At 47.2% G+C, this 25714-nt stretch carries 21 protein-coding genes; 10 read left to right on the forward strand and 11 right to left on the reverse strand.

Features of this window, described 5'->3' with window-relative positions; genetic code table 11:
- Positions 1-4: 4 nt before the first annotated feature.
- Together BLQ44_RS10450 and BLQ44_RS10455 are read right to left on the reverse strand one after the other, a co-directional pair.
- Entirely contained in the window at positions 5-1060 is a 1056-nt protein-coding gene (locus BLQ44_RS10450; RefSeq protein ID WP_093193992.1) for a C45 family autoproteolytic acyltransferase/hydolase, read from the reverse strand.
- 89 nt (positions 1061-1149) lie between these two features.
- Positions 1150-2526, reverse strand: coding sequence for a Glu/Leu/Phe/Val family dehydrogenase (locus BLQ44_RS10455; protein ID WP_093193846.1), 1377 nt, complete (start codon positions 2524-2526; stop codon positions 1150-1152).
- 156 nt (positions 2527-2682) lie between these two features.
- On the opposite strand from BLQ44_RS10455, the gene BLQ44_RS10460 reads away from it, so the two are divergent.
- A complete protein-coding gene (locus tag BLQ44_RS10460) occupies positions 2683-3744 on the forward strand; it encodes an NAD(P)/FAD-dependent oxidoreductase (RefSeq protein ID WP_093193847.1) in 1062 nt (353 codons plus the stop codon).
- A gap of 361 nt (positions 3745-4105) precedes the next feature.
- Here BLQ44_RS10460 and BLQ44_RS10465 read toward each other — a convergent pair whose 3' ends face one another.
- The 5 genes from BLQ44_RS10465 to BLQ44_RS10485 form a co-directional block, all read right to left on the reverse strand.
- Complete coding sequence (locus tag BLQ44_RS10465; protein WP_093193848.1) at positions 4106-4483, reverse strand: RidA family protein; 378 nt, start codon at positions 4481-4483, stop codon at positions 4106-4108.
- An 82-nt stretch (positions 4484-4565) separates the two neighbouring features.
- On the reverse strand, positions 4566-4796 hold the full coding sequence (locus BLQ44_RS10470) for an excisionase family DNA-binding protein (RefSeq protein ID WP_093193849.1): 231 nt from the start codon (positions 4794-4796) through the stop codon (positions 4566-4568).
- A gap of 58 nt (positions 4797-4854) precedes the next feature.
- Entirely contained in the window at positions 4855-5976 is a 1122-nt protein-coding gene (locus BLQ44_RS10475; RefSeq protein WP_093193850.1) for a CapA family protein, read from the reverse strand.
- 121 nt (positions 5977-6097) lie between these two features.
- Positions 6098-7936, reverse strand: coding sequence for a monovalent cation:proton antiporter family protein (locus tag BLQ44_RS10480; RefSeq protein ID WP_093193851.1), 1839 nt, complete (start codon positions 7934-7936; stop codon positions 6098-6100).
- A gap of 92 nt (positions 7937-8028) precedes the next feature.
- Positions 8029-8337, reverse strand: coding sequence for a CHY zinc finger protein (locus BLQ44_RS10485; protein ID WP_093193852.1), 309 nt, complete (start codon positions 8335-8337; stop codon positions 8029-8031).
- Positions 8338-8429: 92 nt separating this feature from the next.
- Between BLQ44_RS10485 and BLQ44_RS10490 the strand changes: the two genes are divergently transcribed.
- The 8 genes from BLQ44_RS10490 to rpoN all read left to right on the forward strand — a co-directional run bounded on the left by BLQ44_RS10490 (position 8430) and on the right by rpoN (position 17875).
- Positions 8430-9677 (forward strand): cytochrome P450, encoded by a 1248-nt coding sequence (locus BLQ44_RS10490; RefSeq protein ID WP_093193853.1) that lies wholly within the window; start codon positions 8430-8432, stop codon positions 9675-9677.
- A gap of 120 nt (positions 9678-9797) precedes the next feature.
- The gene (locus tag BLQ44_RS10495; RefSeq protein WP_093193854.1) at positions 9798-10364 is read left to right on the forward strand and encodes a TetR/AcrR family transcriptional regulator; all 567 of its coding nucleotides are present in this window, start codon (positions 9798-9800) and stop codon (positions 10362-10364) included.
- A 143-nt stretch (positions 10365-10507) separates the two neighbouring features.
- Complete coding sequence (locus tag BLQ44_RS10500; RefSeq protein ID WP_093193855.1) at positions 10508-11401, forward strand: BKACE family enzyme; 894 nt, start codon at positions 10508-10510, stop codon at positions 11399-11401.
- Positions 11398-12348: a 3-hydroxyacyl-CoA dehydrogenase NAD-binding domain-containing protein gene (locus tag BLQ44_RS10505; protein WP_093193856.1), complete on the forward strand. Its 951-nt coding sequence runs from the start codon at positions 11398-11400 to the stop codon at positions 12346-12348. Before BLQ44_RS10500 ends, BLQ44_RS10505 begins: the two co-directional genes overlap by 4 nt.
- The gene (locus BLQ44_RS10510; protein ID WP_093193857.1) at positions 12345-12812 is read left to right on the forward strand and encodes a thioesterase family protein; all 468 of its coding nucleotides are present in this window, start codon (positions 12345-12347) and stop codon (positions 12810-12812) included. Before BLQ44_RS10505 ends, BLQ44_RS10510 begins: the two co-directional genes overlap by 4 nt.
- A gap of 154 nt (positions 12813-12966) precedes the next feature.
- Positions 12967-14493, forward strand: coding sequence for a Ppx/GppA family phosphatase (locus BLQ44_RS10515; protein ID WP_093193858.1), 1527 nt, complete (start codon positions 12967-12969; stop codon positions 14491-14493).
- Between the two features lie 19 nt (positions 14494-14512).
- Positions 14513-16561 (forward strand): RNA degradosome polyphosphate kinase, encoded by a 2049-nt coding sequence (locus tag BLQ44_RS10520; protein WP_093193859.1) that lies wholly within the window; start codon positions 14513-14515, stop codon positions 16559-16561.
- Positions 16562-16600: 39 nt separating this feature from the next.
- Positions 16601-17875 carry an RNA polymerase factor sigma-54 gene (gene rpoN, locus BLQ44_RS10525; RefSeq protein WP_176757502.1) on the forward strand — a complete coding sequence of 425 codons (1275 nt, stop codon included), beginning with the start codon at positions 16601-16603 and terminating at the stop codon, positions 17873-17875.
- 27 nt (positions 17876-17902) lie between these two features.
- Here the strand turns inward: rpoN and BLQ44_RS10530 are convergent, their stop codons facing one another.
- Positions 17903-19432 carry a BCCT family transporter gene (locus BLQ44_RS10530; RefSeq protein ID WP_093193861.1) on the reverse strand — a complete coding sequence of 510 codons (1530 nt, stop codon included), beginning with the start codon at positions 19430-19432 and terminating at the stop codon, positions 17903-17905.
- 258 nt (positions 19433-19690) lie between these two features.
- Between BLQ44_RS10530 and BLQ44_RS10535 the strand changes: the two genes are divergently transcribed.
- The gene (locus BLQ44_RS10535) at positions 19691-20671 is read left to right on the forward strand and encodes an acrylyl-CoA reductase family protein (RefSeq protein WP_093193862.1); all 981 of its coding nucleotides are present in this window, start codon (positions 19691-19693) and stop codon (positions 20669-20671) included.
- A gap of 42 nt (positions 20672-20713) precedes the next feature.
- On the opposite strand, the gene BLQ44_RS10540 is transcribed toward BLQ44_RS10535, so the two are convergent.
- The 3 genes from BLQ44_RS10540 to BLQ44_RS10550 all read right to left on the reverse strand — a co-directional run bounded on the left by BLQ44_RS10540 (position 20714) and on the right by BLQ44_RS10550 (position 25645).
- Positions 20714-22309, reverse strand: a complete 1596-nt coding sequence (locus BLQ44_RS10540; RefSeq protein WP_245688151.1) for an amidohydrolase — start codon at positions 22307-22309, stop codon at positions 20714-20716.
- A gap of 60 nt (positions 22310-22369) precedes the next feature.
- Entirely contained in the window at positions 22370-23821 is a 1452-nt protein-coding gene (gene aldA / locus BLQ44_RS10545) for an aldehyde dehydrogenase (RefSeq protein ID WP_093193864.1), read from the reverse strand.
- Between the two features lie 564 nt (positions 23822-24385).
- Positions 24386-25645 (reverse strand): PucR family transcriptional regulator, encoded by a 1260-nt coding sequence (locus BLQ44_RS10550; protein WP_093193865.1) that lies wholly within the window; start codon positions 25643-25645, stop codon positions 24386-24388.
- Positions 25646-25714 lie beyond the last annotated feature (69 nt).

Genomic DNA, 25714 nt, shown 5'->3' on the forward strand with positions numbered 1-25714 from the left:
TGCATTATTTGCTCCAGTGGGCTCCTTCATCGATATGAACAAATGGAACAGCTGTATCCACTTCTCCTTCCATAAAGGACTGCGGAACACGCTCTCCTTTCAACCATGCCGAAAAGTCGAACTCTACAGGAGAACGATCGCCTCCGAGTGCGAACCAGATCGTCCCTGTTCCTGGTAGATAACCGGAAGTGTGAATGGTTCCTGCCCATTGATCGTATAGCTCAGAGAACACGCCCTTATCCCTATCATTCAGCAATCGGAATGCTTCTTCGGCTGAAGACGGGAGGGATTGCTTCATGGTATCCATACGACGTTTGGAGTCTACAAGGTGATACCTGTTTTCCTTCGTCAAGATTTCAAAATGATTGGTACACACACTCGTCTGTCTGACTTCCACTCCCCGCGGGGACGCTTCCACTACATATGAAACGTCAGATGAATCGAAGACGGTGTAACTGAAGGAATGACGGTGAGGGATTCGCTCCAGCATAGCCACGGCTTCTTCGACATCTCTGCACGTTTCGAGAACCATTCTTCCGATCATGCAGCAAATAAAACCCGGTCCTGGGCGCTTGCGGTTCATAAACGTATAACCGAGGGCAAGCCCGTGTTCGTTCATCCCATCCATTCGCCCGGTAATTCTTTGCGTGGGACCCGCCGTAGCATAACCTGCGTCCGTCGGTTGGAAAAATGCAAATCTTCCTTCATAAGTTTTGGGCATGTAATCGTAATTCCGGATCATATACCCTTCCCCTGTGAGAATAGAACAACCAGATTTCTTATAAGGGACCCGGTAGCCTCCGAATTCCATGAGTACCCGCTTCATCGGCCACTCCAGAGCATCCCGAAGACCTTCAAGCTCCCTCCAAATCCCCGGAGCAAACTTCTCTATTACTTCTTTCACTTCCTGTTCTTCGACATCGAATCTCGGAATACGCACATCCCACTGTTTTCTCCTGTTCCGGACAGTAAGGGTATTCTTGATTTCCAGTCCTTGAGAGAAGCCGAAGTCATAATGAGAGCCTCTGAACTGAATGATGTCGCTATGTATCTGTTTCATGGTTTCACCTACTAATCTTTTCCTTCCATTGTAAGGAGGTGACGACAAAAACGCAAAAATCCGGGGAGAATCTGCCCCGGATTTCTTCATCAATATAATTTACCCTGTCTGAACATAATGGTGGAAAGCTTGGTTACTGCATGGATGTAACAATTCTGTCGCAGCGGGAACGGATCCCCGAAGAATTGTGGCAATACGGTATCCATTGTGTTCTTCATTTTGTCGAACAGTTTTTCGTAAATCCGCTCTTCTCCCATGAATTGTGTTTCTCTACCCTGTATCCATTCGAAGTAGGAAACGATAACACCACCGGCGTTGGCCAGGATATCCGGAATAATAAGAACACCCTTATCACTCAGATATTTATCCGCCCCTTCTGTTACCGGTTTGTTCGCCCCTTCGATAACAATCTCCGCTTTAATATTCTCCATATTGTCTTCATGGATCTGATCTTCAAGGGCTGCGAGGAGAAGGACATCGACATCAAGTTCCAAGAGATCGTCTCTGTCTTTGATGCTCGCAGCGATATCATTGTCTTTCAATTCTTTATCTTCGGTAGGAAGCTCGCCGTCATGCTCTTTCGCATAATCTACGAGAGACGGGACATCAAGCCCCTCTTCATTATAAAGCATGACATTATGGTCACTTACAGCGACGATTTTGTTTTGTAGATATTCACACTTATGAGCTTCAAGCGCTGCAACAGAACCCAGGTTCCCGAACCCTTGTACAGCCATACTCATTTTCTTTTTTGCATACTTTACGGCTGTATCAGCAAAAATATTATCATTCTTGGATAGCCATTTCTCATTTTCCTTCACATAGTCATGCATCAGATAACGAAAAGAGAAGTAAACTCCTTTACCAGTGGATTCCCTGCGTCCCTTCGAACCACCGTTCACGATACTTTTCCCGGTAAAGCTATTCCGGTACTGCTCACCCGGGTGGATGGTTTTGAATTCAGCCATCATCCAGTCCATCTCCCGTTCTCCGGAGCCCATGTCCGGAGCCGGGATATCCTTATCCGGTCCTAAAATATCATTGAAATACTGCACATACTTTTTACAGATGAGATTCAGTTCTTTGACGGTATAATCTTTCGGATTGATGACGACTCCACCCTTAGCTCCGCCGAAAGGAACCTCATGAAGAGCATTCTTCAGTGTCATCAGTTTGGAGAAATCCGATACCTCATCTTCTGTGACACTCGGGTGGAAACGGATCCCGCCTTTATATGGTCCCAGAACATCATTATGTTGAATCCGGAATGCTGGCACCCGGACTACTCGTCCATTTTCTAAAGTCACACGAAGAAATGACTTATGTACGTGATTCGGAGTAGTCAAAATGGAAACAAGTGAATTGTAGGCCTGTTCCCTCGTTTGTGCTTTCAAGTCTGGCAGAAAGTCTTCGTCATCCATAATCGCTTTGAGTGAATTCTCTATAATCGTGCTTTGTTTATCCATTTTTTTCTCCCCTTTCTTTACTAACCTTTCCCGACTTTCCCGAATAAAAACCATACTTTTGAAATTTTGCCTAGTCTTCCGTTCCTTTTTTTGATAGTCTTTAATGAGAGTGAAGAAACCGTTTACTAATTAATCGCAACGAAGGTGGGTTTAGTCATGACCGATTTAGTGATATTAGGAGGAGGCTACGGGGGATTCAAAGTTCTATACGACGCTATGGAAAATGGTATCCCTGACGATGTCCATATCACAATGGTAAACCGGAATCCATACCACGCCATGAAAACGGAGTATTATGCCCTTGCTGCCGGAACAACTTCAGACCGAAGCGTGCGTGTTGATTTCCCGGTTCACGAAAAAATATCTTACGTATTTGATGAAGTGACGAAAATAGATGTAGAACACGATCAGGTTCTTCTTGACGGACGGGAAGAGCCACTTTCTTTCGACCAGCTGGTCATTGCTCTCGGATGTGAAGATAATTATCACGGCATCGAAGGAGCGAAAGAATATACGGAGAGCGTGCAGACGATGTCGAGCACTCGTCGCGCCAGTTTTGCCATCAACAATTTGAAAGCATATGGAAATATGACGATTGTCGGCGCAGGCTTAAGCGGCATTGAAGTCGCTGCCGAAACGAGAGAGAGTCGTCCGGATTTGAACATCCGCCTGTTAGACCGCGGAGACACAGTATTGAAAGCATTCGACGAAAAAATCCAGAACCATGTGGAAGATTGGTTTGCGGAGAATGATGTGAATGTCATCCACGGAGCGAAAGTCGAATATGTAGAAAAAGACGGTGTCTGTAACAATGGCATCTGCTATATGAACGACGTCACGGTCTGGACCGCTGGTGTCCTCCCCCATCATTTGGCACGGGAACTCCCTTTCAAGAAAGATGAACAGGAGAAACTTATTGCCAACGAATTCTATCAGATCCCTGAAAAAACCAATGTCTATGTACTCGGAGACTGCGTGTCATCAGAACTATCCCCGAGTGGACAACTTGCCGGAGAACAGGGAGAACGAATCGCCGAAGTTCTGAAATACGTATGGCGCGGAGAAGAACCGAAGCAACCTTCGAGAATCAAGCTGAAAGGAACACTCGGATCCCTCGGAAAAAGCGACGGCTTCGGAAACATGATGAACCAGCCGCTCACCGGAAAAATCCCACGCCTCGCCAAATCCGGCGTCCTTTGGCTTCATAAACGGCATTGATGGAAAAGCGGAAGCACCCCGCTTAGAAACCTCAGTCATAAGCAGCCCGGTCAGACAAAAAGCGCCTTTTCTTTTTTTCTGACCGGGCTGCTTATGGCTCGAGTTTCTGGGCTTCGCAGCTAGACTAATTAAAAGTGAAGACACCCCGCGGATATGAGACACTTTTTTCAGAATGAATAAAAAAAGCACCTGATAAAAAAATATATAGAACACTTTCCACTTCAAAATGAGCCAAAACCGTCGCATACAAACTTTTATGCGGTGGTTTTTCTAATCTCATCGAGAAAACTATCCCATAAACACCGGACACAACTTCCCGATATAAAAAAGGAACCGGCCACACAAGCCGATTCCTCCCTAATTACTTCTTCACAATAGCTTCCATCTCCACCTTCGCACCCTTCGGCAGCTTAGCCGCCTCGATGGCAGCTCTTGCCGGGTAAGGTTCTGTCAAAAAGCTTGCGTAAATATCGTTGACCGTCTGGAAATCATCCATCGAATCGAGGAAAATACCGATTTTCACGATATCGCTGTACGTTTTACCCGCTTCCTCGAGAATCGCTCCGATGTTTTTCATCACCTGATCCGTCTGATCTTCCACGTTATCCGAAACGAACTTTTGCGTCTCAGGATCAAGACCGATCTGACCGGAAATGAAAATGAGATCTCCTGTATCCACCGCCTGCGAATAAGGGCCTACCGCTTGTGGGGCTTTGTCTGTCTGAATCACTTTTGTCATTGTTATGTACCTCCTCTAACTTTTCATTGTCTCAAGCATACAATCCCACAAAAAAAAGCACAAGCCGTGAAGGCTTGTGCTTCTAATCTTCATCATTGATGATCGGATCCGCCGGAATCGGCTCATTGAGAAACTGCTGAATCTGATCCTGGTATTGCTCCATCTGTTCCCAATAGAGAGTGAATTGGTCCGAGTTCACTAAAAATTGCTCTCCATCATGCACAGCTCTTATCTTTCCGGACACGATACACGAATACACATAATCCTCAGGCAGCTCCAGGTACTGGGCCGTTTCTTCAATTGTACGGTACATGAAAGACACCTCCAATTGAATAGTGTGTATCTATTTTCTTCATTATACCATATGTGACTCAGTATACGCTCGCTTTCTCTATTCTATACTGATTGAACACAATATTCGCCGAACGTTCTTCGAGACGTTCAAGCGCCCGTTCCTCATTCGCTACGGGCACCATTTGATCATTTTCTATAATCATAGGAACGAACGAAGGGTAAATCCCGCCGTCTTCTATTTCCACCTGCAAGTACCCGGTGTAGGCCGTTTCGTTTTCTACATAATCAGGAAAAAGGAAATTCCCGAGCGAATACGCAATAAAGCCATCGTTGTAATACTCGAATCCCTGGAGAACGTGAGGATGATGCCCGACAATCACATCAGCTCCGGCATCCACCAATCTATGAGCGATCCTCTGCTCCTCCGGCTGAAAGGAAGTCTGTCGTTCATCTCCCCAATGGATTTGAACAATCACATAGTCACTGGATTGTTTCGCTTCTTTGATAAGCGCCTCCATCCGCTCCACCTGATATCCGCTCGCTATCCCCGGTCGTTCCGGCCCGGCATACCAGTCTACGGTGGGCAATACTCTGGAAAAAGAGAGAAAATGGATCGTTTCGCCTTTCTTCTCCATTTTCATTCCCCGGTAAGCTTCTTCTTTGTTGCGTCCAGCTCCAAGAAAAGGTACGTCCCGCTTTTCCATTTCATCGAGTGTATCCAATAGTCCGACCCTTCCATAGTCAAGGGTATGGTTATTCGCAAGAGAATATGCATCGACCCCTACTTTCTCCATACCATCCAGCGCTGCGGCATCTGTGCGGAACGTATACAATTTCTGTTCTCTTTCCCCCCTTGCAGTAACAGGGGTTTCGAGATTTACGAAGGTGTAATCGTCTTGACGGAAGGCATCTTCCACGTATTCAAAGGGATAGGTGTATCCATGTTCTTCGGTCGTATGTATCGTAGATTTTTCGAAAAGCACATCCCCGGTGAATGTCAGAGTGAGAGCATCCTTGGCTATTTTCCACTCTTTTTTCTTCTCCCCCGCGATACGCTTCCCTACATCTTCTGAAATCTTCTTCCCTTCCAGATCGCCGGCTTCTATCTCATCCGAAAATGGGCCGGTCATCATCACTATGAGCATCAAGGTTGAAAAGGTAGCCACAAACACGCCGAGAGCTATCATCACTTTCTTCATATATATTTTCTCCTCTACCAGTACTTCCTAATACAGTATGCCATCCCCTCATGTATATTTCCATACAAGGAACAAAATCCCTTATCAATTTACAAAAAAAGAAGGACAGCCGCAGCTGCCCTTATTCCAATAGATATTCGAGTTCATAAATATTCTCATGGTTGCCTGTGACGATCAATCTATCTTCGAGTTGAAGTTCCGTATCTCCATGAGGAATGATTGATTCGTTCCCTCTATAGATACGTACAATAATCGCATCCCCGAAGAATGGAAAGTCTCTCAACTTCACCCCATGGAATTCTTTATTTGTAAGCGGGACTTCCATAAGCCCTTCTTCTCTCGTTGCGAATATGTCAGCAATGTGCGGAGAAGCGATCATCGCTTTCATCATCGCTCGCGAGGAGAAGATAGTAGAGAATACGTTGATCCCTTTCTCTTTCAACATCGCCTGCTTATTCGGGGATTCGACTTTCGTGATGATATTCTCGATTCCCCACTCCGCCGCTTCGAGAGCGATCGTCGTATTCAGTTCATCGTCATTCGTGGAAATGACGAGAACATCCGCATCGAACACATCATGTTTCCGGAGTTCCTCGATAGAATATTCTTCAAGCTTCTCTACGGTGAAGTCAGGGTTCCCCGGAAGTTCTCCACTTTGGTTACGACGGGCATGATAGAGGTAGACATCATATCCTTCTTCACAAAATTCCTTCGTAAGAGGCATCGTAATCTGGTTGGCTCCTATGATTTTCAAGCGTTTCTTCTCTTCCGCAGTCTCCAGTAGCGGGAAGACCTGCTTGAAAAGAATCGGCGTAATGATACAAGCGATGATCGCCAGCAGAATCAAAGAAGAAGCCATCTGACTGTCGATGACACCGATTCTCTCCCCGATTTTCGCCGCTGCAACCACCAGAGATAATGTGGAAGTGAGCAGAAACCCGGATCCGAGAATCGTACGCCAGTCATACCATTTTTTCAGAACGAGTACCGGGAGCAGTTTCGACAACAGCAACCCGAGGAATAATAAAGGAATGAGCAGGAAGACCGTCGGATCACTGAACAATCCCCAGACATCAAGCTCCACTCCGACCATCACGAAGAAGATCGGGATCAGGAATCCATATCCGAAAGAATCCAGTTGCTGGACCATTTCTTTGTTCGGAGACAACAGGGAAACGAGGACCCCGGCAAGGAAAGCCCCAAGAATGTTCTCAGCCCCGAGGGACTCAGAGAGCCCGACAAGCACCATGATAAGCGTAAACACTGCTCTTGTCCCGATCTGGACCGTTCCCGTGGACAACGTTTCGAAAAAGCTCTGGCTTTTGAAGAACTTGGCGAGAAAATAGATCCCGATTCCTGCGATGAACAACAACAGCAGAAGCCACATATTCCCGCCTTCCTCCTGAAAGGAGACGAAGACCGCAAGCAGAATCATCGTAACGAGATCTGCGATGACCGCCACCAAAAGAATGATCTGTCCGATGCCGGACTTCATGATATCCGCTTCTTTCAACGTCGGCACGACAACCCCGAGAGAAATCGTCGAAATGACAAGCATCATGAAGAAGGCATTGTCGACAAGGCCCATGAACGATAGTCCAAGGGAGATCACGTAAGACAAACCGAGAATCAGAAGAAAAATGATCACTGATATTCCGAAACGGTTCGGTTCCAGCTGACCATTAGGAAGCTTCTTCCTCTTCCCTGATTTGAAGATAGAAAAATCTATTTCCAGTCCACTCAGGAACATGAGAAAGATGAACCCAAGCGTCGACAGAATATCCAGCCATTCGTTCGGTTCTATAAGATTAAAGCCGCTTTGACCGATAATCAACCCGACGATAATCTCAGCCACAACTACGGGGAGAAGAGTAAGGTTGAACTTCTTCAATACAATCGGTGTCAAAAAGGCAGCCACTAATACGATGATTAGTGAGGTAACAGAAATGTGCTCTTCCATGAAAAGCTACCCCCTTTTAAAAAATTGCGTGTAAAGCCCCCCTATTATCGTCGGTGAAACCTTCTCCGTCAAGACATTTCTTTTTCCCGAATCTATTCGAAATAGTAATGATCATGAAGTTGGCATCCCGGGTTGAATTCGTGTCCGCATGATGGACACTGAACACTGGATCTGTACGTCTTGATAGACAGTTCCTCATGGCAATTCCCACATAGAATCGCTTTTTCCGATTGCAACGCTGCAGGCCATACTTCCACGTCGTGATCCGCCGTTTCCTCGTGACATTTGATACATGCATAATACTCCTTGCAGCAATAGAAACGTATAGCCACAATATCTTTCCGGGTATGATAATGGTGACATCTCGTTTTGGCATCCAGGCCTATTCCTTTCACTTCCATTCCGCTCACCCTTTCAAGTACTATCGATTGTAACAAATGACAGATATCGATAATATTAGAATATACTGATACATAGGAAGGAGCAACCAATCATGTCCTATCAACCTGCAAAAGACAAAGGATTCGACCGTTCTCTCGGCATTTTGAAAGACGGCTATACCTTTGCTCAGAAACGCCTTCAAAGTCAACACCTGGATGTATATGAAACGAAGCTATTAGGAGAGAAAGCTGCTCTTCTCGGCGGTGAAAAAGGGGCAGAGCTGTTCTATGATAACGACAAAATGAAACGCGGCGGTGCCATGCCGGCGTTCATCCTGAAAACCCTATTCGGGGAAAACGGCGTACAGACGATGGACGGCAACCCTTTCGAACACCGAAAGCGTCTCTTCCTTTCCCTGATGACCCCGGAAGCGCTGGATAACCTTTTTGAAATCACTACGAAACATTGGAATCTTGCTGTGGACCGCTGGAAGAAAAAGCGGAAAGTCGTCCTCTACGACGAAGCACTCTATCTCCTTATGAGAGCTGCCTGTGAATGGGCTGGCGTTCCTCTAAAAGAGAAAGAGGTCGAAAAACGTGCCAATGACTTCGCACTGATGATCGACGGCTTCGGCTCTCTCGGACCGAAACATATCCAAAGCAGAAAAGCGAGACAGCGTTCCGAACAGTGGATCGAAGACCTTATCCTCGACGTACGGAACGGAAAATTGGAAGCGGAACAAGGCACGGCGATTTTCGAAATGGCGATGCACCGCGATCTTGAGGGGAATCACCTGGATCCAAGGATGGCGGCTATCGAACTCCTGAACGTGATCCGTCCGTCTGTGGCCGTCAGCAAATTCATCGCTTTCGGCGCCGTAGCTATGGAAGAGTATCCTGAAGAGAAAGGGAAAGTCGCAAACAGCGAAGACTACCTTTACTATTTCGCTCAGGAAGTGCGCAGGTTCTATCCTTTCGTTCCTTACCTTCCTGCCCGTACGAAAAAAGACTTCACCTGGCAGGGATATTCCTTCACAGCGGGTCAGCTGGTGCTGGTCGATGTGTACGGTACGAATCATGATCCGCGTATCTGGGAAGAACCTGAAACGTTCAACCCTGACCGCTTCCGCAACTGGAACGGCGGACTGTTCGACCTTATCCCTCAAGGAGGCGGAGATTATGAGAAGAATCACCGCTGCCCGGGAGAATGGGCGACACTGGAGATATTGAAAGCCAGTTTCCAATACATGTCCCGCCACCTAAGCTACAAGCTGCCGAAACAGGACCTCGGCTATAGCCTTACAAAAATGCCTGCGATCCCTAATAGCGGATTCATCATGAAAAAGGTCGAGAAAAAATAGCGACAACTCCCCGTCTGGTCAGTCAGGCGGGGAGTATTTGTTCCAGCTGACCATGGATTTGCGTATCCACCGTCCGGGTAGTATAGTAATATCGTCATCTTATAGATAGGAGGGTCGCTCGTGGCTCGTCACTCCAGAAAAATAGAAATATTGGATGCGGCTTCCCGCATCGTCAGTCAACAGGGAATCTTCAACCTGACCTTAGAAGCTGTCGCGAAGGAAGCGGGAATCAGCAAAGGTGGACTCCTTTACCATTTCAAAACGAAGGAAGCGCTCGTAAGCGGCATGGTCAAGCATCTGACCGATAATTACAGGGAGAAAATCGAGGCTCACGTCGAGGCGGACCCGGAAGAGATAGGCAGATGGACACGCGCTTTCCTTAACGTCACATTCAATCACGTCTATCCGAACAAAGATTGGAACGCCGGCCTTCTTGCTGCTAAAGCCGTCAATCCTGCCCTTCTTAAGCCGCTCCATGATGCCTACAAAGATTGGCAGCACAAAATAGAGAACGATGGCCTCGATCCTACCGATGCCACGTTGATCCGCTTAAGCACAGACGGGATATGGCTGTCAGAACTTTTTGATGTCTATCAGATAGAAGAAGAGAAAAAGGAGCAGGTTTACAAGAGACTTTCCGAATGGCTCCATGCTCTTCAAAAGAAAGAAGTACCTTTTTCGGAATAGATTCACCTTTATATAGAAGTTGACCTTGAGGGTCAGCTTCTTTTTTTACTATTCCTGTTGAATAACAACCGTCCGGATGGTATAGTAACTACCGTAAACAAAACCGTCCGGATGGTATAGTAAAATATAGAGGAGGTACTACATTGAATAACAAAATTATGCTGACAGCAGCTGTGACAGGTGCTGGAGATACCCTCAAAAAGAATGAACACGTTCCTGTCACACCAAAGGAAATCGCGGATGCCGCAATCGCTTCGGCCAAAGCGGGAGCAACCGTCGCCCACGTTCACGCCCGTGACCCGGAAACCGGAGGAATCAGTCACAATGTGGATCACTACAGAGAAATCGTGGATCGCATCCGTGAATCTGAAACGGATGTCATCATCAACATCACTTCAGGTGGCGGAGGAGACTTCATACCGAGCCTCTCCACTCCAGCTGCAGGCGGAGAAGGCACCGATATTCAGACACCTTCTGAACGTCACGCTCCCGTCGGAGAATTGCTGCCTGAAATGTGCACCCTGGACTGCGGAAGCGTAAACTTCGGGGATATGATCTACATGAGCCCTACAGACTGGCTGCGAGAACAGGCGGAACTTGTGCAGAAAAGCGGTGTGAAGCCGGAACTGGAGTGTTTCGACACCGGTCACATCCGCTTCGCCAATCAGCTGATCAAAGAAGGACTCATCGATGATGATCCGATGTTCCAATTCTGTCTGGGGATCCCCTGGGGGGCAGATGCCGATGTAGAGACTATCAATTACATGAAAGGCCGTATCCCGGATAACGCTCACTGGTCGGCATTCGGCATCGGTCGTATGCAGATGCCTATCGCAAGTCAAACGGCCCTTCTCGGCGGGAATATCCGTGTGGGTCTTGAAGATAATATTTACTTGAGCAAAGGGGTTCCGGCTACGAACGAACAGCTCGTGGACAAAGCCGTAAAAATGACACACGCGCAGGACGCAGAAATCATGACTCCCGCCGAGGCAAGGGAAGCCTATAACCTTAGAAAGCCGGGAGGGACTCATCGATGAATAAGAAAATCGCCGCCGTCATCGGGACCGGTGTCATAGGAAATGGATGGATCATCCGCCTACTTGCACACGGGTATGAAGTGAAAGCATTCGATCCCGCAGAAGGGGCTCAGAATAAAACGAAACAAGCGATCCGTGATGCCTGGCCTTCTGTTACAGACCTCGGTCTGGCACCCGGTGCAGACCCGGAGGCTGTAACATTCTATGATTCGATGGAAGAAGCCGTTTCAGGGGCAACCCTTATCCAGGAAAACGTTCCGGAACGTACCGATCTGAAACAGAGCGTCCTGCAAGAAATCTCTGAGGTGGCTGCACCGGAGGCTATCATCGGATCAAGCACCTCCGGTATAAAACCGAGCATTCTTCAGGAAGGTGCCGTGAATCCGGGTAGAATTATCGTAGCTCACCCTTTCAATCCGGTCTATCTTCTTCCTCTGGTCGAACTGGTCGGGGGCATGAACACTGAAAAGCCCACTATGGATCAGGCGTTTAGCTTATACGAAGGCATCGGAATGAAACCGATGATTGTGGACAAAGAAATCGAAGGTCATGTGGCAGATCGGTTGATGGAAGCCCTGTGGAGAGAAGCGCTTCACATCGTCAATGATGGCATAGCCACTACCGAAGAAGTCGACAAAGCCATCACGTACGGGGCAGGGCTCCGCTGGGCGCAAATGGGACCTTTCCTCACTTTCCACCTTGCTGGCGGAGATCAGGGGATGCGGCACATGCTCGAGCAGTTCGGCCCTGCCCTAAAGTTACCCTGGACGAAACTCGAGGCGCCGGAGCTTACCGATGAACTGAAGGAAAAAGTGATCGGAGGGTGTGAACAACATGCGGGGGATGTTTCGATAGCAGAGCTGGAACGAAAGAGAAACGAGTTCCTCGTCAAACTGCTCGACCTCGTCGAAGACTATTGGCCGGAACAGAAGGAGACTCGCGTATGACCATCTTCCGTTATAATACAACTGTCCACAGGGATTGGGTCGACTACAATGGACACATGAACGACGCAGCTTATGCAGCTGTCTTCAGTGAAGCTGTCGATGCCTGGATGGGATTCATCGGACTGGACGAAAAGCACAGGCAGGAACTCTCCTATACGATTTTCACGCTGGAGACGCACCTGTGTTATTTACAGGAAGCTCACGAGGAAGATCCGATTCACGTCAGCATCCAGGTACTTGATGTTGATCATAAGCGTATACACGCCTTCTTTTCCATGAAGAACTCCGAGGAAGAAACGATCGCGACAAGCGAACAAATGCTGATGGGGATGAATACAGAGACAAATCGCCCGGATGCTTTCCCTTCTACTATTCAAGAGACACTGGACAAAATATATAAAGAACATACCTATTTGGATAAACCGATTCAAACTGGACGGGTCATCGGAATCAGTCGAAATTGAACTCCCCCCACCTTCCTGTTATATAGCAGGAAGGTTTTTCATTAAGACTCCCCTCTCTATCAGAACCATCCCCCACCTGTTTTCTTAACACAATATTTAGACAAGTCCCACCTGCCCCGTGCTATACTATAGGTAAAAAGAAGTGAGGGTTTCGATGAAACGATACAGTGCGGTCATCGACATAGGATCGAATACGATGAGACTTGTCATTTATTCTCATGAAAACTATTCAAGAATCCAGGAAGTGGAGAACGTAAAAATAGTCGCCAGATTACGCGCCTATCTGGATGACGATAAACGATTGACCGGTGAAGGGCAATTCATCCTCCTCGACACACTAAAAAGCTTCCAGAAAGTCATCGATACATATGACATCGATCATTCTTTCTGTGCAGCCACAGCAGCTATCCGCCAAGCGAAAAACCACGAAGAAATAGAGGAAAAAGTGAAGAAAGAAACAGGAATGACTATGAAGGTACTATCCGAGGAAGAAGAAGCGTATTATGGATACCTCGCGGTCGTGAATTCCACGTCCGTCGAAGAAGGTTTCACGATAGATATCGGTGGTGGCAGTACGGAAATCACCTATTTCAAAAATAGAAAACTCGTATTTTCCCATAGCTTCCCGTTCGGTTCCCTGACGCTCATGGAGTTTTTCGATGCAGACAAACCCTCTACGAAGCAGGTGAAAAGAGCCAGAACCTACATCTTCGATCACTTGGAGGAACTCGAGTGGATCAAGGAAAAGAATATACCGATTATCGGTATCGGCGGAAGTGCACGGAACATGGTGGAAATCGACCAGACATTCAAAGATTATCCCCTTGCAGGGCTTCATGAATATGAAATGTTCGATACGGATATCGCTCACATCTCCGAACACTTGACGACGCTGAACAGGAAAGAACGGGAGAAAATCGAAGGACTGTCCAAAGACCGCGCTGACTCCATTCTTCCTGCCATGCAAGTATTCTACTGCTTGTACGACCTTACTGAGGCCTCCAGTTTCGTACTGAGCAGAAAAGGACTGAGGGACGGACTCCTGTACGAACAGCTTACGAATGAAGGGGAAGAGCATCTTTATGAAAATGTACTCGATAACAGCCTGAACGACTTGATCGAAGAGTATGAACTTTCTTCGATGCAAGTCACCTATGCCAAAGAAATGACGCGCAAGCTGTTCGAGGCTCTCGTAAGCCAGGGAGCCTCGCCTTACCTCACCTCGAAAGACTGGGCTATGGTCGAACGTGCCTGCATGGTGTATAACCTAGGCAGCTATATCGACTCCGAATCCAGTTCCCAGCACTCGTTCTATCTGCTCGCCAACCGTACCATCGACGGGCTGATGCATGTAGATCGTCTGAAGCTTGCGTTACTGGCTTCTTTCAAAAGCAAGAGTGTATTCAAGCAATTCATCCGCCCTTATAAAAACTGGTTCCTGAAATCCGAACGCAAAAAATTACAGACACTCGGCTCTATAATAAAGTTGACGTATGCGCTCGACTCCACCAAAAGAAGAATCATTTCGGACATAGACATTACTGTCAAAAAGGATGTAGTCCGAATCCGCTGTTTCTGCACGGATGATTCCAAGCCAGAGATGTATCAGGCAGAGAAGCAGAAGAAACATCTGGAGAAAGCTCTGAAAATGCCTATCCGCATATCATTCCAAAATCAATAGAAGTGCAGGTGAGATGGAAATGACTTACAACAACAATGACCTTGATCAACCCTTATTTTATAACAACCGTGAACTCAGCCTGATTTCTTTCAATGAACGTGTGCTGAGGGAAGCCGTCGAACCGACGAATCCGATTTTGGAACAGCTCAAGTTCGTCGCCATCTTCTCCTCCAATACCGATGAATTCTTCATGGTACGCGTTGCCGGCCTGCTTGATCAGATCAAAGCCAATTTTACGAAAAGAGAGAATAAGGCAGGTCTTACGCCGAAAGAACAGGTGGCCCGAATATCCACGGAGATGACGCGTCTGTTCAGGGATCAGTACCACATTTATCACTCCCTCATGGACAGACTTCAGGATTATGGATGGGATGTTTTGCGTAAGCCGGAGGATCTGCATGAATTCGAAAATTATTTCGATGAATTCATTTACCCGGTTCTCACACCGATGGTCATCGACGCCCACCGGCCTTTTCCGATGCTTACCAACAAAGCCATCCATATCGGAGTCAAGCTCACGGATCATGATGGCGATACGAAGACGGCATTCCTGAAAATTCCGGACCTCCTTCCACGCCTTATGTATTCGCCGACCCAGGAAGCTTTCGTATTCATTGAAGATATCATCGCCCATTATGCTCATAAGCTCTTCGGTGGGTTTACCATCGATTCTTTCACCACCTTCCGCATCACTCGTAATGCGGATTTGACCATTCACGAAGAAGGAGCGAGAGATCTTCTCGCTGAAATAGAGAAAGAGTTGAAAAACAGGGAGCACGGGGCGGCCGTTCGTCTTGAAATAAAGGGGAGCCCTTCTTCCTCCATGCTGACTCTGCTGAAAACAGAACTGTTATTAGAGGAAAGGGATATCTATTATCAGGACGGGCCTCTGGATCTTACATTCCTTTTCGACTTCGTGAAAGAAAGAACCAAAGCGAACCCTTCCCTTGCTTACCCTCCTTTCGAACCTCAGCAGCCGGCCTGCCTGAAACCGAAGGAGAATGTATTTACTGCAGCAAGGAAAAGAGATCTGTTTTTCAGTCATCCTTATGAATCCTTCGACCCCATCGTTTCCTTCGTTACAGACGCAGCGGAGGACAAAAACGTGCTCGCTATCAAACAGACCCTCTACCGGGTGAGCGGAAATTCTCCTATTATCCGGGGTCTGAAGCGCGCCGCGGAGAACGGAAAACAGGTGACGGTGCTTGTCGAACTGAAAGCACGCTTTGACGAAGAGAACAATGTCCAGTGGGCCCGTGTGCTCGAGGAAGCGGGATGTCATGTCATTTACGGATTTCCTTCATTGAAAACCCACAGTAAAATCACCCTGGTCGTACGGAAGCGGGGAAAATCCATCGAACGGTTCGTCCACTTGGGAACAGGAAATTATAACGATCAGACAGCCAAACTTTATACGGACATGGGACTGATTACCAGCAAAAGCACCTTCGGGGAAGATGCGACGAATTTCTTCAACTTTGTGAGTGGTGCCACGACGCATCCAAAGTTCCATCACCTTTCTATTGCGACAGAGGATCTGCAGAACGACCTGATCCGGCTGATAGAAAATGAAATCGAGATTCATCGTGAACACAAAAACGGAAGAATTATTGCCAAGATGAACTCCCTGACAGAAAAAAGTATCATCAAAGCCCTGTACCGAGCTTCACGGGAAGGGGTACAGATCGATCTTATCGTCAGAGGAATCTGTTGCCTCCGCCCCGGAATACCCGATGTCAGTGAAAACATCCGGGTCCGGAGCATTATCGGAAGGTTCCTCGAACATAGTCGTATCTACTATTTTCATAACAACGGGGACGAGAAATATTTCCTCTCTTCGGCAGATATGATGACGAGGAATATGAGCAAGCGGATTGAAATCATGTTCCCTATTCTCAGTTCTTCCGTTCAACGCGCTGTGCGGGAAGTTCTCGACCTGCAGCTCATGGATGATATGAAAGCAAGGGTCCAGGACAACGAAGGAAATTACATTCCTTTGCGAGGGCGTACGTTGAACAGTCAGCTTGTACAATTGAAACTGGCCTACAAAAGAAGCGGCAAAGGCTGAATGAGCAGTAACAACAGGTGAAAGAAAGGAGGAATGAGGATGGAACTCGCTCTTTCACAAAAACAGGTTCAGCACCTGAATATGACCCCTTCTCTTCAGCAGGCGATCCATCTGCTGCAACTGTCTTCAATCGAATTGAAAGAATATATCGAAAAGGAATCACTCGAGAACCCCTGGATCGATCTGAAGGAACCTTCTTTCTCTTCGGTGGGCGCGAACCAGCAGGGTGCTGCTCCCCTTTTTCAGGGAAATCAGAAACCTGATCTTCATCAGCACCTACAGCAACAAGCGACGTTCCTTCCCCTACCGGAAGAAGAAAAGAATATCGTTACCCATCTCATCCTTCATTTGAATGAAAACGGATATTTGGAAGAAACCCTGGATCAGATTGCCCATGACTACAATATTTCTGAGTGTAGTGCAGAACGCTCCCTGTCTCATGTACAGAATCTTGATCCTGCAGGGGTGGGAGCCCGTACGCTGAAGGAATGCCTGCTGCTCCAGGCATCAAGGTACTATCCTGAAAATGAGAAGCTCTCCCGACTCATCTCGGATCACCTGGAGAAAACGGCGGGTGGAGAGCGGGAATACTTATGTTCCAAACTCTCCATCACCACTGAAGAACTCAACGATTGTCTTGCCAATCTCAAGTCTCTTCACCCGAAACCGGGGCTTCAAGTCGGCGCGACGAACTCCTCCCCTCTAATGCCGGACGTGTACATCAAGGAACAGGAAGGAGCTTATTCGGTTTCTCTCAACCACCAATTGGTTCCGAAACTTGAATTGAACCAGGATTATAAGCGGTTGATGAACGAATATAAAGAAGCGTTCGCCTACTTACAAGAAAAATACAAGAAATTCACCTGGCTCCAAAAGAGTATAGAACAGCGGCAATCGACTATATTGGCGATCACCCAGTCCATTCTGCACCATCAGCCAAGGATGCCGGCGGAAGGGATTGGCTCCCTATCCCCTCTCACAAGGAAACAGGTGGCAGACGAACTGGAGATCCATGAATCCACGGTCAGCCGGGCCGTCCGCAATAAAATCGTCACAACCCCAGCCGGCACTTATTTCATGGAGGAACTCTTTCCTTCCTCCACAACAAACGGTTCCTCTTCCGCAGTTATCAAACATCGCATCCACCAGCTTGTGACGAAGGAGAACCCCTCTTCCCCTCTTTCTGATCAGAAGCTGGTTCAGTCCTTGGGGAAAGAAGGACTCCATGTATCAAGAAGGACAGTAGCGAAATACCGTGATTCCTTGCACATACTCCCTTCCAGCAAACGCAAAAAAGCGCCGATCCCTCACTAGGATCAGCGCTTTTTGTTGTATCAGTATTTATTGTTTGTTGATGATTCCCTGTTTCACAGCCATTTCTTTTGCCACACGCGGCCCGAGCCACAGGACAGGCAAGAGAAGAATAGAAACCGGAACCGCCGTAACGACGATAAAGTTCTGAAGCGCTCCTACACCACCGTTACCGATGATCAGAAGGATTGCTGCCACAGTACCCATCAGGATGGACCAGAAGACACGGACCCATGATTTCGGGTTCCCTTCTCCTGTAACAGCCATGGCAATCGTGTAAGACATCGAGTCACTTGTTGTTACGACGAAAAGAATCGTCAGAACAAGGAACAATGGCGAAATGACAGAAGCCAGCGGGAATTGCTCCGTGATCGCGAACATGGCAGCTGCGTTCCCTGAATTATTCAATGGTTCGGAGATCACGCCAGGGTTCTGCAGTTCGTAGAAAATACCGGAACCACCAAGTACCGTAAACCAGAATGCAGAAATGAGTGGCGCAAGAACAGAGATCGCCAAGATGATCTGACGGATCGTACGTCCTCTGGAGATACGACTGACAAGAATCGCCATCATCGGTCCATACCCGATGAACCAACCCCAGAAGAATACAGTCCACCAGCCGAGCCAATCTTTATCTCCGCGATACGTAGCCATCGTCACAAATTCTTGTACATAATGACCGAACCCGGCTACATACTGGTTGATGATGAATAAGCCAGGGCCGAAGATCAAGACAAAGCCGATCAGACCAAGAGCAAGACGAACGTTGAAATTACTTAGCTTCTGGATTCCCTTATACAAACCGGTAAGTGCTGAAATCGTCGAAATAAGGATGACAGCACCGATTACTGAAAGCTGCGACGCGAAATTATCAGGGATACCGAAAATCGTCTGCAACCCGTAGCTGGCTTGAGTACCAAGGAATCCGATAGGACCGATTGTACCTGCAGCTACCGCGATTACTGAAAAGGCATCTACGATCGTTGCGAACCAGCCGGAACGGATTTTCTCACCGAAAATCGGGTAAAGCAACGTACGCGGCTTAAGAGGCATGCCTTTCTGATAGTGACCATACATCATGACGACGGCACTTACCGTACCGAGGATCGCCCATGCGAGAAAGCCCCAGTGCATGTAACTTTGAGCCAAGGCAGGAGCGATAGCAGCACGAGTACCTGCTTCGATTCCTCCCTGGGATGGTGGGACAGTAAGGAAGTGCGTAATAGGTTCAGCAGCCGCCCAGAACACACCGCCACCTGCGAGAAGGGTAGCCATGATGATCGAGAGCCATTTATAAAGGCCGATCTCAGGGCTATCCAGGTTCCCCATTTTCACGTTTCCGTACTTTGAAAACGCAAGGTACAACCCTACGATGAATGTCGCAAGCATGAGAAATTGCCAGAAGGCACCAAAATATTTTGCCGACCATGCAAACCCGGCATTAACGAATTCTTTAACACTATTGATATCTATAATTGCAAATAACACGAACAGAAGGAGAGCTCCTCCACTTATCGCAAATACGGGCCAATCGATTCGCCCTTGTTTATCTTGTAACATAACAAACTCCTTTGAGGTTTTTTATAACACAATCAAATACATTAACAGTATTATGTTCTTCTGTAAAGTAAAAAATACAGATCGATTTTCTCCTTAGAAAACCGGATATCAGGCATTCACACCTCCTTTTCAAATTTTCACTATCCCCTACCAATACCCAACGAGACAGACCTTAAACAGGAAGAAAATTGGGGATAGGTTTCATGAAATTCTTTTTCGGCTAAATGAGTAGAAGAATCAATGAAGGAGGAAAAATTCATGGAGGAATTCAAGGCACTTGTACTTGAAGAAGATAAACAATTGCACGTTCGTTCGCGTACGATCGATGATTTACCAGACGGAGACGTCACCATCGAAGTGGCTTATTCAAGCATCAACTATAAGGATGCCATTGTCGGAAATCAGAACCAGATCGTTGAGCAGTATCCTCTGGTACCCGGAATCGACTTATCAGGAACCGTAGTGGAGTCGAAGGATCCATCTTTTGAAAAGGGACAGGAAGTCATCGTAACCAGCTATGCGCTCGGTACCGGGCACGACGGAGGTTACAGTCAGTATGCCCGCGTTCCGAAAGAATGGGTCGTTCCGCTTCCTGATGGAATGACGTTGAAAGAGGCGATGATTCTCGGTACAGCTGGTCTCACTGCAGGGCTTTCCATCAAACGCCTCGAAGACAATAGTCTCACACCGGACAAAGGAGAAGTTCTCGTAGCCGGTGCCACAGGCGGTGTCGGAAGTGTAGCCGTCAATATCCTCTCGGAGAATGGCTACAGTGTCACTGCAGCCACCGGCAAAGAATCCGAACATGATTATTTGAAAAAGCTCGGAGCCTCCTCTGTCATTCATCGAGATGAAATCATGGATACAGATGGAACGCCGACCCGGAAGAAACGTTGGGCCGGAGCCGTCGATCCTGTCGGAGGAAACACGCTCCAATATATCCTGACTACGTTGCAGAACGGCGGTTCTGTATCTACCAGTGGTCTTGTAGGAGGCATCCAGGTCTCCACAACAGTTATGCCGTTCATTGGTCGAGGTGTGAACTGGCTCGGAATCGATTCAGTCACTTGTCCGATGCCTGAAAGAAAGGCGACGTGGGAGAAACTTGCGGGAGAATGGAAACCATCTCTCCTAGAAGATGACATGCTTAATGAAGTGACCCTGGAAGAAGTTCCGGACGTATTGGAACAAATCTTGCAAGGGAACGTACGTGGTAGAACCATCGTCCGCTTAAAATAAAAGGCTAACAAAAATGCTGCCGGAAGACCGGCAGCATTTTTATTATTCCGTATATGTCTGCTTCCCTTTTTGCCAGGTTTCTACTACTTTAATGTGCTTCAACTCTTCCGGCTTCACTTCAAGCGGATGCCGATCGAGTAATACGAAATCCGCCTGATACCCGGGAGCGATTTTTCCTTTTCTGTGCTCTTTGAATTCCAGGTACGCCGGAGCGATACTCATTCCATAAAAACTCTCGTCCACAGACAATTTCTCCTGAGGCATCCATCCCTCTTCCGGGCGATTATCAAGATCCTGCCGGGTCACAGCTGTGCCGATCGTAACCATAGGGTTGATCGAACCTATCGGCAAATCAGAGCTCAACGTAATCGGGATTCCCGCTTCCTTCATGCTTTTATAGGCATCGGCATAAGGAAGAAGTTCTTCTGGAGTCCATTTGTCTTTTTTATCCCATTCTCCCAGCAGGAAGGATGGCTGCGTCTCGATATAAGCACCGCTTCCCGCTATTCTTTCAATCAGATCAGGAGCAAGCGTCTGCGCGTGAATGATACGGTGACGCAGGTCATGAGTAGCTGCCCCCTCCTGTTCCAATGCCTCAACAGCCTGTTCGACAGCACGGTCCCCGATGGCGTGCATCGCCACCTGCATCTGGTTCCGAGCCGCATAGAGCACCATGTCATTGATTTCTTCCTGACTGTAAATAAGCGGCCCACTCTTCGACGGATTATCCGGGTACGGGTTCCGCATCGACGCCGTATGCAGACGCTGCGTTCCATCGAGAAAGATTTTGATCGACCCTACCGTCACTTGGTCCGTCCCGTCTCCTGTCCGCATCTCTTCGTTTTCCACGAATTCCACAATATCATCCATGTGGAAGGAATAATGATGCAACTGAACATCAATCGGCAGCTTCCCTTCTTTCTCCAAATCCGTATAAGCTTCATACAATCGGGCGAAGCTTCCTATAAAGCTCCGGTCATCCGTATGAACCCCTGTTATTCCGTGAACAGTTAAATGAGGAAAAGCGGATAAAAGCGCTTCTTTCGCATCCTCTTTGTCTCTTCCCCAAAATCTGTGATTGATGAAATGAACAGCTGTATCTTTGAAACGTCCATTCATGTTCCCGGCAGTATCCCTCTCTTTGAACGCTTCCGGAATCCGGTCGAATTCTTTCTCTTCAGCCAATAACTCCATGGCCCGTTCGCTGATGACACACTCATGTCCATCTTCATGAATGAGATAAATATAAGCATTTACCTGAATGTCATTAAGGTCTTGGGCCGTGAGCGGTTCCTCTCTATCTTCGAAAAGATCATCATTGAACCCTTTTCCGAATATCCACTGGCCTTCTTCGAGGGAATCATAGTGATTTTCAATCATTTCTTTCATTTCCTGAAAGCTTCGGGCTTCTCTCAAATCCAATTCTTTTACGAGTAGCCCATAGCGAAGAAGATGCATATGGGAATCAGTGAACCCCGGGGCAAGCACACGACTTTCTCCATCAATCACCGGCTCCTCTCCCTGATAAGGGCTCGGGTAAATGGCCTGTATGTACTGGCCGTCAAACTCTACGGCATATAACTCTTCCGGATTCTCTTCTCCCTGAGGCTGGTAGAGACGTACGTTATCTATAATCAAAAAAATTCCCCTTTCCTTATTAAAGTTCCTGTACCCTGAAGAGGGTACAGGAAGCATCAATTACTTCTTATCATTTTTGTACTGCATATATACAACCTGGGTTACGAGGAAATCTTCCATCCCGTGTTTTCCATCTGCACCACCAAGACCGGATTTACGCATACCGGCATGATAGCCCTGAACGGCTTCGAAGTTCTCCCGGTTCACGAATGTTTCACCGAAGCGGAGTTCGTTCACGACACGCATCGCTTCGTTCATGTCATCCGTATAAACGGAAGAAGTCAGACCATATTCCGTGTCATTTCCTTTTTCAATAGCTTCATCAAGCGTCTGGAACGTGGTGATCGGAATGACAGGGCCGAAGATTTCTTCTGTAACGATTTCCATATCGTGAGTAACATCCGTCAGAATCGTCGGCTTATAGAAGTACCCGCTATCTACATCAGCACGTTCTCCACCTGTTACAACGGTAGCCCCGTTATCGACAGCTGTCTTCACCATTTCTTCCACTTCTTCCAGGCGGTCTTTGCTGACCAGAGGTCCTACATCGGCGTCTTTGTCTTTACGAGGGTTACCGATTTTTTTGGATTCGAAGGCTTCTTTCAGTCTCTGCACAAGTTCCTCTTTCTTGCTTTCATGCACATATACACGCTCTGCGTTCGTACATGCCTGTCCATTGTTCGCAAGACGGGAGGTGACAATACTTTCTGTCGCAATATCAAGGTCGGCATTTTCTGTAACGATGGCAGGGGCCTTGCCTCCAAGCTCGAGGTTCACTTTCGTAATGTTCTGAGCCGCCGCTTCCATCACTTTCGTTCCTGCCGGGATACTTCCGGTCATCGTAACCATATCGACATCTTTATGAGAAGCGATCGCATTCCCGAGTTCCGAACCTGTACCGGTGATGTAGTTATAGACACCTTTCGGAATATCATCCATGCTGTCGACGATTTTCGTGAATTCGGCAGCAGTATTCGGCGTCTGCTGGCTCGGTTTCAATACGATAGTACAACCGGTCACGAGCGCTGTTGCGACTTTACGCGCCAGAATGAACATCGGGAAGTTCCAAGGCACGATTCCTCCGATGACACCGATCGGTTTCTTATATACAAAAATATTTTCATTTGCACGATCACTCGGTACAATTTCACCTTCGATTCTACGCGCCCATTCGGACATATAACGGAAGTAATCGATAGCAAGGTCGATTTCGCCACTGGCAAGTTCGTAATCTTTCCCCTGCTCTTCCTGCAGAAGATCGATGAATGTATCACGCTTCGCTTCGATTTCATCACCGAGACGACGTACGATCTTCCCTCTTTCTATGTTCGGGGTCAGTTCCCATCCCTGCTGTGCCTGCCTGGCTGCTTCTACCGCTTTATTCACATCATCTTCTGTGCCCTTCGGCGTTTTCGATATAATCTCGCCCGTCGCCGGGTTTTCTATCTCAATCCAATCATTCCCATTCGACTCTACATATTCTCCGTTGATATACAGCTTATGTTCGATCACTTTATCATCCTCCTAATGTTGTATAGGGGATGTTCCACCATATGTAAAAAGTTAAACAAAAAATAGAAATGCGGAGAAGGCCTGCTTAGAAACTTCAGCCATAAGCAACTTGGTCAACGAAAGGCGCTCTTCCTTTCTTTGATCCGAGTTGCTTATGGCTCGAGTTTCTGGCCTTCGTAGCTAGACACGGAAAGTGAAGAAGAACGTTTAGAAGCTCAAATATAAGCAGACGAGCCTGATTTCGGATGATTTTTTTCCGAAACAGGGTTGGCTGCTTATATTTCGGGCTTCTGTTCTTCGCAGCTAGACATGAAATGCGGAGAAGCCCCGCTTAGCAAGGAAGTGGAAGATATGAGATCTTTTTCATCCCGTCAGCAAAAAAAGCACCGCATAACTTTTAGTATGACTCACTTTTTTCGAGAGACAATTACAAACTGTAGTATAAAATTTAGTATGAGGTACTTTTACCATCAATCTTTTCAAAAACACCGCAAAAGCCCATTATACCAGCCCAGGAGGGACTCCACTCCTCAAATAAAAAATGCATGCGGCAATCGCATGCATTCAGGAAATAGCGCTCTGATAACGCTGATAATAAGAAGTCACATTATTGAGAAGAAGCAGTTCGGTATAGAGATAGGCTTTCATATTGAAATCCTGGAAATCGATCGACGTGAGCTCCTGAATCTGCTTGATCCGATAATTCAGGGTATTAGGGTGAATGAATAGCTCACTCGCCGTCTGCTTCCCTTTTGTATTATTCGCCAGGTACATCTCGAGCGTGCGAAGCAGTTCCGTCTGTTTATCCTGATCATTCTTCATCAACCTCAGCAAATCTTCGCTGTAATAATCATCGGAACTGTTCTTTTCATAAAGAGCCGCAAGATAGCGGTAGGTGCCGAGCTTCGAAAATTCCCTCGGCATCATCTCCGGGCGTGGAGAAATGAAGCTTGCAATCTCGATTACCTCAAGCGCTTCCAGAAAACTTTTGCGCGCTTTGGAGAGGGAGTCATACTCTTTCCCTATGCCGATTAGAAAGTAGTAGAAATCCTCTTCGCCCACTTCCTTCTTCACCCGATCGACAAAATCCCGGGCTTTCAGAAGTGATTCCCCTTCTTTATCCGCTTCGATCAGAAGGATAAGCTGATACTCCGACTTTACGAAGTACATACGGTACTCCTGCTTATAAGTCCGGACCATCCGTTCCAAATAATCAAGCATGTAACGGTATTTCCCTTCCGTTACAGAGAAGGCGAGAACTGACGAACGCTCAGGAAGACTCAACTTCACGAGAGCCGCTTCCTGCTGGAGCTGACTTTCCGTAGAAAACTCGTGATTCAGCAGTTTCCACAACACTTCATCTTTCTTGTTATCTTTTTCGTTCGTCTTTTTGTGGAGATCATAAATCATCTTTCCGATATAAGAAGCGATATCCTTCAGGAAGTCGAAGTCTTCCTCCTTAGTGAATTCATGGGATTCCTGCACCCAGATATAACCGAGTGTCTGGCCCATGTGTTTCGCAGCGATCACTACACGTCTTTCGAATCCGAGTTCTTCGATCGGATGGACGCGTATCGGTTCACTCACCCGCTCTAAGCGCTGCACGAACCCTTCTTTCTTCAGGCGATCGATGATGAAAACCGGGCATTTCTTCGATAAAATCGTTTTCTGCTGCGTCTGATCGAAATCCTCTACGGAAGAACTGTAGGAGACGAGCTCAAAGTTTTTATTTTCGATAATGACCGGTTTCTTCACCTTCGTACTGATGATTTCCGTCGCTTTGTGAATGTCCTCCACCTGCATCAGAAGTTCTTTCCATTCCATTTATTTCTACCCTTTCCCGAACAAGGTTTCGCTCGGTACCATTATACCTATTTCCACGTGAAATGAACA

Origin of the sequence: Salimicrobium halophilum (genome assembly GCF_900100295.1) — a bacterium.
In the GTDB taxonomy this organism is placed as follows: Bacteria; Bacillota; Bacilli; order Bacillales; family Halobacillaceae; genus Salimicrobium; species Salimicrobium halophilum.